A 12,219-nucleotide genomic window follows, 5' to 3' on the forward strand; every position below is an offset into this window, starting at 1 on the left:
AGCACCAATGCAAGCTCTGGTCGTCGGAGCGTCCCGGGGGCTGGGTCTCGCCCTCACCACCGAGCTCGGCCGCCGCGGCTGGCAGGTCGTCGTCACGACACGCGACGGCAAGCCGCCGGAAAGCGTCCCGGAGGGACAGCGGGTCGAACCGCTGGAGATGACCAGCCGCGAAGAGATTGCCGCGCTGCGCGAACGCCTGGCCGGCACCCGCCTCGACCTGCTGTTCGTCAACGCGGCGGTCAACCGCGGGAACGAGCCGATCGGCGAGGTGGCCACGGACGTCTTCACCGAGGTGATGGTCACCAACGCGCTCAGCCCGATGCGGGTCGTCGAGGCGCTGCACGACCTCGTCGTCCCCGGCGGGACCGTCGCGGTCATGTCGTCGGAGCAGGGCAGCCTGACGCGGAACACCGAGCCGGGCTACGACCTCTACAAGGCCAGCAAGGCCGCGCTGAACCAGCTGATGCGCAGCTACGCCACCCGCCAGGCCGGTGACGGCCGGACCCAGCTGCTCGTCGACCCCGGCCACAACCGGACCGCACTCGGCGGCCCCGACGCGCCCCTGGCGCCCGAGGAGAGCATCCCGGCCGTCGTCGACGTCCTCGAGGCACAGGCCGGCACGCCGGGCCTGCGGTTCCTGGACCGCCATGGCGAGGTGGTGCCCTGGTAGCCGTCAGACCCCGATGCCGGCGAGGATCTCCCGGGCGCTCTCGACCAGCGCCTCCCGCGTCGGCGCGGTGCCCGCCCCGGCGAGCGCGCTGAAGATGGTCCCGTCCATCCAGTCGATGACGAGCGTCGCGTGGCGCTCCGGCTGCGTCGAGCCGTACTGCGCCAGCACCTCCGCGGCGCGGCGGCGCAGCAGCAACCCGCCTTCGTCGTACGCCGCCCGCAGCTCCGGGCGCCGGGTCGCCTCCAGGGCGAACTCGTACCGCGCCAGCATCCGCGTCCGCCCCGAAGTGATCGCTTCGAACGCGTACTGCGCGATGTACTCGGCCAGCCCGCCCGGCGGCGGGGCGGCCTCGACGCGGTCCAGCTTGATGATCCGGGTGATCGTCAGCTCCAGCAGCGCCGCCCGCGTGCGGGCGTAGTACGACGTCGAGCCGACCGGGAGCCCGGCCGCACGGTCGACCGCCCGGTGCGTCAGCCCGCGCATGCCCGCCGCCGCGATCACCTCGATCGCCGCGTCGCCGATCACGTCCACCCGTTCCACCCGACCACTCTACAGGTGTAGAGTGCTCTACAGATGTAGAGGAGGGGTCATGCACGCGGTTGTGGTCGGCGGGGGCATCGGCGGGCTGGGCGCGGCGATCGGGCTGCACCGGGCCGGCTGGGCGGTCACCGTGCTCGAGCAGGCGCCGGAGTTCGGCGACGTCGGCGCCGGGATCTCCCTCTGGCCGAACGCCCTGCGCTGCCTGGACGAGCTCGGCGTCGACCTCGGTGACCGCCTCGCCGTCCAGACGCAGGCCGGGCTCCGCGACCGCCGGGGCCGCTGGCTCGCGCGCTGGGACGCCGCCGCGTTCGAGCGCTACCACGGACGGCCGCTGACCGGGATCCACCGGGCCGACCTCATCGCCGGGCTCCGCGACGCGCTGCCCGCCGACCGCCTCCGCACCGGCGCCGAAGTCACCGAGGTGACCGAGGACGGCCTGGTCCGCTTCACCGGCGGAGAGCTGCGGGCCGACCTGGTCGTGGCCGCCGACGGCATCCGCAGCCCGGTCCGCCACGCACTCTTCCCGGACCACCCGGAGCCGGTCCACTGCGGCAGCACGGCGTTCCGCGGCATCGCGCGGCCGGCGCGGAAACCCGGGCTGAGCACCAGCTTCGACCGCGGCACCGAGATCGGTGTGCTCCCGCTGACCGGCGACGACGTCTACTGGTGGGTCTCCTACGTCACCGAGCCGGACGCGCGCCCAGCCGATCTCAAGGCGTACCTGAAGGAGCACTTCGGCGACTGGCACGACCCGATCCCCGAGCTGATCGACACCACGCCGCCGGAAGCCCTGCTCTACCACGACCTCTACCACCTCGGCACGCCGCTGAAGACGTACGTCCGGGGCCCGGTCGCCCTGCTCGGCGACGCCGCGCACGCCATGCCGCCGTTCCTCGGCCAGGGCGGCTGCCAGGCCCTCGAAGACGCCATAGTGCTCGCGCACGCCGTGTCCACAGTGGACTCCGCCGAGGCCGCCCTGCGGCGCTACGACGCCGAGCGGCGGCCGCGCAGCCAGCACGTCGCACAGGCGTCCGTCCGCGCGGGCAAGGTGGGGCCGCAGCTGACCAACCCCGTCGCGATCGCCCTGCGCACCACGCTGGCGCGGCTCGTCCCGTCGAAGCTGGTGGCCCGCTCCGGCGCCTCGATCAGCGGCTGGCGGCCTCCGCGTCTCCCCCGACCAGCCCCGCCTCGTACGCCGTGATCGCCGCCTGCACCCGGTTCTTCACCCCGAGCCGGGTCAGGATCGTGCTCACGTGCGCCTTCACCGTGCCCTCGACGACGAACATCTTCGCCGCGATGTCCGCATTGGACAGTCCGGACCCCAGCAGCGTCAGCACTTCCCGCTCGCGCGGGGTCAGCACGGCGATCCGCTCGCGCGCCGCGGCGGCGCGCGAAAGCTGTCCGCCGGACAGCCGCGCGATCACCCGCTGAGCCACCTTCGGCGAGAGGAACGCAGCCCCGTCGGCGACGGCGTGGACGCCGGCCAGCAGCTCCCGCGGGTCCCCCGACTTGAGCAGGAACCCGCCCGCGCCGAGGCCGAGCGCCCGCTCGATGTACTCGTCCTCGCCGAACGTCGTCAGCATGATGACGCCGACCGCGGGCAGCAGCCGCCGGATCTCGGCCGCCGCGCCCAGGCCGTCCAGCCCGGGCATCCGGATGTCGAGCAGCACGACGTCCGGCTGCGTGCCGAGCACCTTCTCGACCGCCTCCCGGCCGTCGGCGGCTTCGGCGACCACCTCGATCCCGGTGTCCGCGCCGAGGATCGCCGCCACCCCCGCGCGCATCATCGCCTCGTCGTCGGCCAGCACGACCCTGATCACTTTGCCCCCTCGGCGAACCAGTCCTTGGACACGAGCTTCCCGTCGGCGAAACACAGCCGGTACGCGGCGTAGTCGTCGTTGAGCCAGGTGCGTCCGGCGCCGTAGTACTCACACACGACCCCGGCCACCGCCGGCAGCGCCGGCTCGCCGCGCGTCGGCCGGGCGAGGCGCTGGTTCTCCGGCAGCCGCGGCACCAGGTCGGCGCGCGCCTGCCCGAGCCGCATCGCGTCGTAGGCCGGACCGGGTAACTCCGAAGAGTTCCACTGGTAGAGGAACACGATCCCGCCGATCGCGAGGACCAGCCCGAACAGCGCCAGCGGCACGGCGACCGCGAGGATCAGGCTCCGCCGCACGTCCCGCCGGGCCAGCTCCAGCGCGCGGGCCGACGTCGACTGCCCGACGGCGTCGTCGGCGGCCTCCCGCAGCTCCGCGCTCTCCTCGACCGGCGCGGCGTCGTGCGGCAGGGCCGCGGTGACGGCGAACCCGCCTTCACGCGGCCCGGCCTGCAGCGTCCCGCCGACCAGCCGGACACGTTCCCGCAGGCCGATCAGCCCGCGGTGCCCGGAGGCGGCGCCCGGCAGCGGCCCGGCGGGCGGCGGCTCGTTGACCACGCTGACGTCGGTCCGCGCGCCGGTGCTGGTCACGCGCACGGTCACGGCCGCGCCGGGCGCGTGCTTCGCGACGTTGGTCAGGCCCTCCTGCACCACGCGGTAAGCCGCGAGGGCGACCATCGGCGGGGCCGCGCCGATGTCCACTCCTGCCTCGATGAGCAGGCCGGACGCCCGGGCGCGCGAGATGAGCTCGCCGAGGTCACCCTGCACGGGTTCGGTGGGCGCGGCGTCCTCGCGCAGCACGCCGATGATCTCGCGCAGCCGCTCGGTCGCGGCGGCGGCACTGGTCCGCAGCTGCGTCGCGGCGTCACGCTGGACGTCGTCGAGCCCGCCCGCGACCTCGAGCGCCGCGGCGCGGACGGCGATCAGGCTCAGCTCGTGGCCGAGCGAGTCGTGCATGTCGCTGGCGATCCGCGCGCGCTCGCGCAGCCGCGCCTGGTCGGCGACCAGCCGTTGCCGGCTCTCCATCTCCTCGGCCCGGCGCCAGCCGGTGCGGGCCAGCTCGCCGCGCAGCCGGACGTACCGGCCGAGCAGCCACGGCGACAGCCCGGCGAACACCAGCATCGCGACCATCGTGGCCCAGTCGCCGACCCCGTCCGGGCCGGCGACCAGCGCCAGCGGCAGCCCGGCCACCACGACCGCCGCGCCGATCAGCAGGCCGGGCCGCGCCCGGTCCATCCGCAACGCGGCGAGGTAGCTCATCGCGACCAGCACGAACACCACCCACACGGGCACGCGGTCGCGGTACGGGAACGGCACGGCGAGCGCCCCGGCCAGCGCGATCCCGAGCGAGACGGCCGGGTATCGCCGCGCGGTCGCGACCGACCCGGCGACCACGGCGAGCCCGCCGGCCAGCTCCCACCAGGACTGCGTGCCCACGGTGTCGGTGGCGACGATGAAGGCGAGGAACGCGCCGAGGAGCACGTCCAGCACCACGCGCCACCTGCGCTTCGTCACCTCTCGCACCGCACCGAAGCTACAACCCGTGACCGGCGCGGACCACTGCCGAAAGTCAACCCTTGAGCGTGTCGAGGAACACCAGGGTCTGCGGCCAGGACAGCGCGAAGGCGTCGGCGTTGACGGCCGTCCCGTGCCGGGAGGAGTCGCTGAAGCCGTGCTCGGCGCCCGGGAAGTGCTGGGTGAACGTCGCGCCGCCCGGCCGGGACTGCAATGCCGTCTGCAGCCGGGCGAACGTCTCGTGCGAAACGACCGAGTCGGCCTCCGGGTAGGCGACGAGCACCGGCGCGGTGATCTCTGTCGACAAAGCGACCGCGTCCAGGTCGTGGTTCGGCGGCGCCGGGTCGCGGACCGTCGGGTGGTACGCCACCACCCCGGAAAGCCGCTGGTCACGCGCCCCGAGCAGGAGCGCGAACCGGCCGCCGAGGCACCAGCCCATGACCCCGGCCGACGTGCAGCCGAGGTCGCCGAGGAGGTGGTCGAGCAGCACCGTCTGCTCGGCCAGGGCGGCCTCGTCGCGCAGCTCGCCGAGCTTGGCGCCCAGGTCCTCACGGGAGGTGTTGTCGGTGCTCGCGCCGTGGAAGACGTCCCAGGTCAACGTCGTGATCCCGCGCTCCGCCAGCTCGCCGGCCCAGGCCCGGACCTGCGCGCCGATGCCGGTGATCATCGGCAGGAGCAGCATTCCGGCCGACGACCCGCCGTCCGGGCGGGCCAGGTACGCGGAGAGGTCGCCGACACGGACCGTGGACGTCTCGATGCTCATGCCCCGCATGATGCATCATGATCCACCATGGCCGAGCGCACACTCGCCGAGCAGTTGGGCGGTCCCCTCCCCGAAGGCATCGAGGCCCTCGAAGAGCACGAGCGGCAGGACCTCGCCGACGCCCTGCGTGACGCGCGCAGGCGGCAGGCGAAAGCGCTCGCCGAGGCGGGCGAGGAAGGCCTCCGGTACGTCCCCGCGCTGCTGCGCGGCGCGGTCCGGAAGGCGGTCGGCCTGTGACCGACTACGAGGCCGAAGCCGAGATCCTCAAGCTGGCCCGCGTCCTGGGCGTCGAGCCGGAGCGGCTCGAGTACCTCGCCCGGGTCGACGCCGTCGACCTGCGGGCGTTCCGCGACCAGGTCACCGACACGCTGTTCGACGCGAACATCGCCGTGCTGCAGCGGATGGCGCTCGCGGCGCGGCTGCTGCCCGGCGGGGTGCTCGCCAAGATCGCCGAGAAGGTGTTCGGCCCGCTGCTGTGCGCCCGGATCGCCGGGGTGGTCGACGTCGCCCGCGGGGTCGACGTCGCGAAGCGCCTGAGCCCCCGATTCCTGGCGGAGGTCGCGGCGGACCTCGACCCGCGGCGGGCGAGCGCGATCATCTCGCGCATCCCGCTGGACACCGTGCTCGCGGTGGCGAACGAGCTGGCGGGCAAGGCGGACTGGATCACCCTCGGCCGGTTCGTCGGGCACCTGCCGGACCCGACCGTGCGCCGCGCGCTTGAGGAGATCGACGACCCCGGCCTGCTGCGGATCGCGTTCGTGCTCGACGACAAGAGCCGCATCGACCACGTCGTCGGCCTGCTGCCGGCCCACCGACTCGGCCGGCTGATCACCGCGGCCGGCGCCGACGAGGACCTCTGGGTCCCCGCCCTGGACCTGCTGGGCCACCTGAACGAAGCCCGCCGGGCGACGGTCAAGCCGTTGCTCGGCGGGCTCCCGGAAGGACTGCGCGCACGCGCTCAGGCGACGATCAAGTAGATCCCGTAGGCGACGATCGCCAGGCAGACGACGAAGCAGATGACCGACCCGACCAGCGGGCCGGTGCCGGAGCCGCCCGCCTCGCGGGCCGACTCGCGCTGGGACAGGCCCACCACGCCGAAGGAGAAGAGGCTCGTCAGCACCACGACCGCGACGAGCGCGACCACGAAGACGAGACCGAGGGAACCCCAATCGATGTTCACGACGCTCCTCAGGCGGTGGCCGGCGCCTGCACGCCGGGCTCGGGCTCGGTGATGGAGTTGGCGTTGATCGGGTTCCGCCGCGACGCGAGGTAGATGCCCACCGCGATGACCACGCCGGCGATGCCGATTCCGACGGTGCCCCAGCTGCCGAGCGTCGAGACCTCGGCGGCGACCGCGCCGACGATCGCGGCGGCCGGCAGCGTCAGCGCCCAGGCCACGACCATCTTGCCCGCGACGCCCCAGCGGACCTCGGCGAGCCGCCGGCCGAGGCCCGACCCGATGATGCCGCCCGAGCAGACGTGCGTGGTGGACAGCGCGAAGCCGAGGTGGGCCGAGGTCAGGATGACCGCCGCGGCACTGGTCTCGGCCGCGAAGCCCTGCGGCGTCTGGATTTCCGTGAGCTTCTTGCCCATCGTCTGGATGATCCGCCAGCCGCCGAGGTAGGTGCCGAGCGCGATCGCGGCGCCGGCGGTCAGGATCACCCAGATCGGCGGGCCCGAGCCGGCCGGGAGCGAGCCGGACGCGATCAGCGTCAGCGTGATGACACCCATGGTCTTCTGCGCGTCGTTCGTGCCGTGCGCGAGCGAGACCAGCGACGCCGAGGCGATCTGGCCGGCCTTGAAGGTGCGGCCGACGGTGCCTTCCTTGGCCCGGGCGGTGATCCGGTAGACGAGGAAAGTGCCCAGCGTCGCGACGATGCCCGCGACGATCGGCGAGGCGAGCGCCGGGATGAGGACCTTCTCGACGACCTTCCCGAAGTGGACGGCGTCGGAGCCCGAGGCGATCCAGGTGGCGCCGATCAGCCCGCCGAAGAGGGCGTGCGACGAGCTCGACGGCAGCCCGATCAGCCAGGTCACCAGGTTCCAGACGATGGCCCCGACCAGCCCGGCGAAGATGATCACCGGCGTCACCTTCGTGTCGTCCACGATCCCGCCGGAGATCGTCTTCGCCACCTCGATCGAAAGGAACGCGCCGACGAGGTTCAGGACCGCGGAGACCGCGACCGCGATTCTCGGCTTGAGCGCGCCCGTGGCGATCGAGGTGGCCATCGCGTTGGCTGTGTCGTGGAAACCGTTGGTGAAGTCGAAGGCCAGGGCGGCCACGATCACCACCAGCACGATCAGCGAGAAGTCCATCCAGGTCTCCCGTCCCGAAGTCGGTCATGACGCTACTTCCGGGGTGCCCGCGGCCCGATCCCGAGCGTGTGACGGCTGACTGAACTCTCAATGAACCGGGAAGCGCTTCCCTGACAAGCCCGACATTCCGGACAGGGTAGGGCCAGCCCGACCTCGGAAACGGGGGTTCGTCCCAGTGTTCCGGCGCCCGCGGGCTGCGACCGTCGGACCCGGACGAGAGGGGGCCGCGATGGGCAAGCCGGTCTGGGCGGTGGTCGCGACGGCGGCGTCGGCGGTGTTGTTCTTCTTCGGAGCCGGGATGGATCCCGTACCCGAACTGGCGTGGCTGGCGCCACTGCCGGTCCTCCTGCTCGCACCCCGCGTGCCCGGCGCGGCCGCGATGGCCTGCGCGTTCGTCGCCCACCTCGCGGGCGGCTCCCGGGACTGGAGCTACTTCTGGCACTCGCTGTCGATCCCGCGCCCGGCCGCGGTCGCGATCCTCGGCGGCAGCGCGCTGCTGTTCGCGCTGGCGGTCGGGCTGTTCCGGCTGCTCGTCCGGCGGGGCCACGGTTTTCTCGCGGCGCTCGCCGCGCCCGCGTTGTGGACGGCCGCGCTCTACGTCGTCTCGCTGCTCAACCCGACCGGGCTGATGGACACCCTGATGACCACCCAGGCCGACCGGCCGTCCGTGCTGCGGATCGCGGCGGTCACCGGCGGCTGGGGCGTCGAGTTCCTCGTCCTGTTCGTCCCGGCCGCGGTCGCCGCCGCGCTGGCCCCGCGGGTGGGCGGCCTCACCCGGCTCGCCGGCCTGGTCTTCGTCGCCGCCGGGCTGGCCGCCCTCGCGGTCTGGACCACGCCGCCGCTCACGGGCAAGACCACCCGGGTCGCGCTCGTAGCGCCGGGGCAGAGTCACTGGGCGGTCGACGTCACAACCGCCGAAGGCCGGGCGCTCGTCCAGTCCTATGTGGACCAGATCCGCCTGCTGCCGGACGGCGTCCAGGCCGTCGTGCTGCCCGAAGCCGCCTTCGCCGTCGACACGGCGAGCCGGCCGGGCCTGGTCGCAGCCTTCGCCGAGGTGGCCCGCGCGAAGAACCTCGACGTCGTCACCGGCGTCTACGACACCACGCCCCAGGGCCGGTTCAACGCCGCCCTCGCCGTCCCGCCGACCGGCGCGCCCGTCGAATACCACAAGTGGCACAACGGGGACTCCAAGAACATCGTGTCCGGCACCGAAACCGCGCACCTCGCCGGGATCGGGCTGATGGTGTGCATGGACGTCAACTTCGCCGACCCCAGCGGCGACTACGGCGACGCCGGCACCGGCCTGGTGCTCATCCCGGCGTCCGACGAGGACACCGACGGCTGGGCCCACAGCCGCACGGCGCTGATCCGCGGGGTCGAGAACGGTTTCTCGGTCGCGTGGAGCGCGGCCCGCGGCACGCCGATGCTGGCCGACGCCCAGGGCCACGTCCTCGCCGACACCCACACCGGCGACCGGCCGTTCTCGGTGGTCGTCGCCGACGTCCCGCTCGGACCGGGCCACACGCCGTACACCCGCTTCGGCGACTGGTTCGCGTGGCTCTGCGGCCTGGTCGCACTGACCGGGCTCGCCGTCGGCGCCCGCAAGGCGTCAGACGTCGAGCGCGTGGGCGTTGCGTAGCACCTTCGACCACGCCGGATCGGCGCAGAGCGTGCAACCCGCCCCGAAGACAACCCCACGCGCTTGCTGGTCACCCGCCAGCCAGTACCGGAACCACGCGGTGATCGCGCCACGGAAGCCGCCGCCGTCGCCGGCCGGGGTGAAGTGGGTGGCACCGGCGAGCTCGCCGTAGATCGCGGGGACGTGCGAAGCCGCGTAGTAGCGCGGAATCACCAGCAACCCCGGCAGCACGACGACGTCGAGCTGGCCACCGAGGAAGAACACCGGTCCGTGCAGGGCGGGCACCGACCCGAGCGGTCCGGGCTCGATCGGGACGGTGGTGGTGACAAGCGGGTCGGCGCCCGCGGCGATGGCCCCGCCGCCGCCCTGGGAGTGCCCGGTCGCGCCGATGTGCGCGGTGTCGATCCGGCCGAAGTACCGGCTGCCGGGCCGGGCGTTCTCCGCGACGAGCGTGCGGGCGCCGTCGAGCATTTCCCGGCCGGTTCCGGAGTTCACCGTGTCGGCAGCCGCCACGACGAAGCCGTAGGACGCGAGGTGGCGCAGCAGTCCCGCGTAGACGGCGGGGACCGCGCCGGTGCCGTTGCCCCAGACGATCACCGGGTGCCGCCCGCCGCCGAGGTCGGCCGGGCGGAAGACGGTGTGGGTGGCGTCGAGGGCTTCGCTGACGACGGCGAACGGACCCGGCTGGTCCCAGGTCACCGGCGCCGCCTGCGCGGCTTGCGGAACCACCAGAGCGGCCATCATGAGCGCCACGAGCCACAGCCGTCGCATGTCTTCTCCCTGTCACGCCGTCGGAACAGTCAAGTCCATGATCGGTCGTGCGGCCGGACGGCCTGATTGTGACCCGACACAAAGAATCACCACCATCTCTGAGTGTTGTCCCAGGTCGCTTCCCGCACTCTGTGACCGATCATGAGCTGCGTCACGTACTGACGGGTAACTGGAGGTTACGGAATGCGGGTCACCAACGGCGGTGTCAAGCGAACCCTGGCCGTGCTCGCCGCGGCGCTCACCTTCGGCGCGGTCGCGCCGGCAGTCGCCGAAGCGGCGCCGAGCAGCGGCTGGAACAACTGGTCGTGCCGGCCCACGACCCAGCATCCGGAGCCCGTCGTGCTGGTGCACGGCCTCGGCGCGAACGACACGGTCAACTGGTTCTTCCACGCACCGAAGATCGCCGCGCAGGGGTACTGCGTCTTCTCGCTGACCTACGGCACCGGCATCCTCGGCCCCACCGTCGGCGGGCTCGCGTCCATGCGGGACAGCGCCGCGCAGCTGGGCCGGTTCGTCGACCGCGTCCGCACCACCACCGGCGCGGCGAAGGTCGACATCGTCGGGCACTCCGAAGGCAGCACGATGCCCGCGTACTACCTCAAGTACGGCGGCGGCGCGGCCAAGGTCGCGCACTTCGTCGGTTTCGGCGCGAACTACCGCGGCACCACGCTGCAGGGCCTCGACGCGCTGGCCAAGGCCCTGCTGACGACGGTCCCGGGCCTCCAGTGGGTCCTGAACACGGCGTGCGGCGCGTGCAGCGAATACCTGGCGCCCTCGGCGTTCCTGAACGACCTCGCCCGCGGCGGGGTGCACGTGCCCGGGCCGACATACACGAGCATCGTGAGCAAATACGACGAGGTCGTCACGCCCTACACCAGCGGCATCCTGAACGAACCGGGCGCGACGGACATCGTCCTGCAGGACTTCTGCGCCGCGGACGCGTCCGGCCACCTCAGCCAGGCGATCGACCCGAACGTCACCGGTCTGATCCTGCACGCGCTCGACCCGGGCTACTCGCCGAAGTGCACGCCGTTCACGCTCCCGTTGTGAGCGGGTTCTGCCCGAGGTAGCGGCGCCCGTTCTCGGCGGACTCCCGCACCGCGGCGAACCCGTAGTCCCGCATCGCGGATTCGTAGCCCGCCACGGCGTCGAGCAGCGAGGTCCCGGCCGGCGCGGACGCCAGCACCGCACCATCGCGCAACGCGGTGTTGGCGCCCGCGCCCGCGGCCGGGCTCATCGCGTGGATCGCGTCGCCGACCAGCGTCACCCGCGACGGCTCCCACGGCCCGATCGGCACGCTCGTGCGGATCGGCTGCGGGAACGTCGACGGGACGTCCCAGTGCCCGACCATCGCCCGCGCGAGCGGGTGCCAGCCGTCGACCAGCCGCAGCGCGACCTTCTGCAGGTCACCGGGGGTCAGCTCCGCGAGCCCGGCTTCGTCGTGACCGACGGTTTCCCAGCGGGCCCCGACCGAGCAGGTCATGTACGGCTCCGGGTAGTCGACCGGCGCGAACCCGGCCATCGTCCGGTCCGGCCCGACCATCATCGAGAACACCGCGAACATCTCGGGCTCGAACAACGCGCGGGTCCCGGCGGTGAGCGGGATCCGGCCGTAGAGGTGCACCAGCCCGGCGTCGACGACCTCGGCGTGCGGCAGGTACTGCCGCCGCACCGGGGAGTTGACGCCGTCCGCGCCCACCGGCAGGCTGCCCCGGGCGGAAGTCCCGTCGGCGAAATGCGCTGTCACGCCGTCTTCGTCGGTTTCGTAGCGCGTGAATCGCTTGCCGTAGGAGACTTCCTGGCCGTGCAGCAGGATCTGCCGCAGGGTGAAGCGGTTGACGTTCAGGTGGACGCCGTCGTCCACCAGCTGCCTGACCAGCCGCAGCCGGTCGTCGTAGATGTTCGTGTGCGGCCGGGCCCGGCCCGCGGTGGCGCGGAAGAGCGCGTGCAGCTCCGGGCCCAGCACGTCGTGCAGTGCCGTGTCGCCGACTTCGCCGATGTGCAGCCGGTAGCCCTGCTTCCGGGTCTCCGGCGAGTCGTCGCGTTCGTAGACCTGGCACGAAATTCCGGCCCGGCGCAGGCCGTGACCCTGGCTACGCCCGGACCAACCCATACCGGACTGTGTCTTCGCG

At 72.9% G+C, this 12,219-nt stretch carries 14 protein-coding genes; 6 read left to right on the plus strand and 8 right to left on the minus strand.

Annotated elements, in window-relative coordinates; genetic code table 11:
• Positions 1-7 precede the first annotated feature (7 nt).
• Positions 8-670: an SDR family NAD(P)-dependent oxidoreductase gene (locus ACZ63E_RS25115; RefSeq protein WP_465338538.1), complete on the plus strand. Its 663-nt coding sequence runs from the start codon at positions 8-10 to the stop codon at positions 668-670.
• A 3-nt stretch (positions 671-673) separates the two neighbouring features.
• Here ACZ63E_RS25115 and ACZ63E_RS25120 read toward each other — a convergent pair whose 3' ends face one another.
• The gene (locus ACZ63E_RS25120; RefSeq protein ID WP_465338539.1) at positions 674-1,210 is read right to left on the minus strand and encodes a TetR/AcrR family transcriptional regulator; all 537 of its coding nucleotides are present in this window, start codon (positions 1,208-1,210) and stop codon (positions 674-676) included.
• A 49-nt stretch (positions 1,211-1,259) separates the two neighbouring features.
• On the opposite strand from ACZ63E_RS25120, the gene ACZ63E_RS25125 reads away from it, so the two are divergent.
• Positions 1,260-2,411: an FAD-dependent monooxygenase gene (locus ACZ63E_RS25125; RefSeq protein WP_465338540.1), complete on the plus strand. Its 1,152-nt coding sequence runs from the start codon at positions 1,260-1,262 to the stop codon at positions 2,409-2,411.
• Here the strand turns inward: ACZ63E_RS25125 and ACZ63E_RS25130 are convergent.
• The 3 genes from ACZ63E_RS25130 to ACZ63E_RS25140 are packed head-to-tail and all read right to left on the minus strand — an operon-like array spanning position 2,356 to position 5,361.
• Positions 2,356-3,030 carry a response regulator transcription factor gene (locus tag ACZ63E_RS25130; RefSeq protein ID WP_465338541.1) on the minus strand — a complete coding sequence of 225 codons (675 nt, stop codon included), beginning with the start codon at positions 3,028-3,030 and terminating at the stop codon, positions 2,356-2,358. The genes ACZ63E_RS25125 and ACZ63E_RS25130 overlap by 56 nt on opposite strands.
• Positions 3,027-4,607 carry a sensor histidine kinase gene (locus ACZ63E_RS25135; protein ID WP_465338542.1) on the minus strand — a complete coding sequence of 527 codons (1,581 nt, stop codon included), beginning with the start codon at positions 4,605-4,607 and terminating at the stop codon, positions 3,027-3,029. Before ACZ63E_RS25135 ends, ACZ63E_RS25130 begins: the two co-directional genes overlap by 4 nt.
• A 46-nt stretch (positions 4,608-4,653) precedes the next feature.
• Complete coding sequence (locus tag ACZ63E_RS25140) at positions 4,654-5,361, minus strand: dienelactone hydrolase family protein (RefSeq protein ID WP_465338543.1); 708 nt, start codon at positions 5,359-5,361, stop codon at positions 4,654-4,656.
• Between the two features lie 27 nt (positions 5,362-5,388).
• On the opposite strand from ACZ63E_RS25140, the gene ACZ63E_RS25145 reads away from it, so the two are divergent.
• On the plus strand, positions 5,389-5,598 hold the full coding sequence (locus ACZ63E_RS25145; RefSeq protein WP_465311703.1) for a hypothetical protein: 210 nt from the start codon (positions 5,389-5,391) through the stop codon (positions 5,596-5,598).
• Positions 5,595-6,338, plus strand: a complete 744-nt coding sequence (locus tag ACZ63E_RS25150) for a hypothetical protein (RefSeq protein ID WP_465338544.1) — start codon at positions 5,595-5,597, stop codon at positions 6,336-6,338. Before ACZ63E_RS25145 ends, ACZ63E_RS25150 begins: the two co-directional genes overlap by 4 nt.
• Here ACZ63E_RS25150 and ACZ63E_RS25155 read toward each other — a convergent pair.
• Together ACZ63E_RS25155 and ACZ63E_RS25160 are read right to left on the minus strand one after the other, a co-directional pair.
• Positions 6,320-6,541 (minus strand): hypothetical protein, encoded by a 222-nt coding sequence (locus tag ACZ63E_RS25155; RefSeq protein ID WP_465338545.1) that lies wholly within the window; start codon positions 6,539-6,541, stop codon positions 6,320-6,322. The genes ACZ63E_RS25150 and ACZ63E_RS25155 overlap by 19 nt on opposite strands.
• An 8-nt stretch (positions 6,542-6,549) precedes the next feature.
• Positions 6,550-7,677 carry an inorganic phosphate transporter gene (locus ACZ63E_RS25160; RefSeq protein WP_465338546.1) on the minus strand — a complete coding sequence of 376 codons (1,128 nt, stop codon included), beginning with the start codon at positions 7,675-7,677 and terminating at the stop codon, positions 6,550-6,552.
• A 229-nt stretch (positions 7,678-7,906) separates the two neighbouring features.
• Between ACZ63E_RS25160 and ACZ63E_RS25165 the strand changes: the two genes are divergently transcribed.
• The gene (locus ACZ63E_RS25165) at positions 7,907-9,316 is read left to right on the plus strand and encodes an acyltransferase (RefSeq protein WP_465338547.1); all 1,410 of its coding nucleotides are present in this window, start codon (positions 7,907-7,909) and stop codon (positions 9,314-9,316) included.
• Here the strand turns inward: ACZ63E_RS25165 and ACZ63E_RS25170 are convergent.
• Complete coding sequence (locus tag ACZ63E_RS25170) at positions 9,287-10,087, minus strand: poly(ethylene terephthalate) hydrolase family protein (protein ID WP_465338548.1); 801 nt, start codon at positions 10,085-10,087, stop codon at positions 9,287-9,289. The genes ACZ63E_RS25165 and ACZ63E_RS25170 overlap by 30 nt on opposite strands.
• A 183-nt stretch (positions 10,088-10,270) precedes the next feature.
• On the opposite strand from ACZ63E_RS25170, the gene ACZ63E_RS25175 reads away from it, so the two are divergent.
• On the plus strand, positions 10,271-11,137 hold the full coding sequence (locus tag ACZ63E_RS25175; RefSeq protein ID WP_465338549.1) for an esterase/lipase family protein: 867 nt from the start codon (positions 10,271-10,273) through the stop codon (positions 11,135-11,137).
• Here the strand turns inward: ACZ63E_RS25175 and ACZ63E_RS25180 are convergent.
• Positions 11,121-12,200 (minus strand): FAD-dependent oxidoreductase, encoded by a 1,080-nt coding sequence (locus ACZ63E_RS25180; RefSeq protein ID WP_465338550.1) that lies wholly within the window; start codon positions 12,198-12,200, stop codon positions 11,121-11,123. The two genes, ACZ63E_RS25175 and ACZ63E_RS25180, sit on opposite strands and share 17 nt — an antisense overlap.
• Between the last annotated feature and the right edge of the window lie 19 nt (positions 12,201-12,219).

It is taken from the genome of Amycolatopsis sp. NPDC104819, from assembly GCF_055583145.1.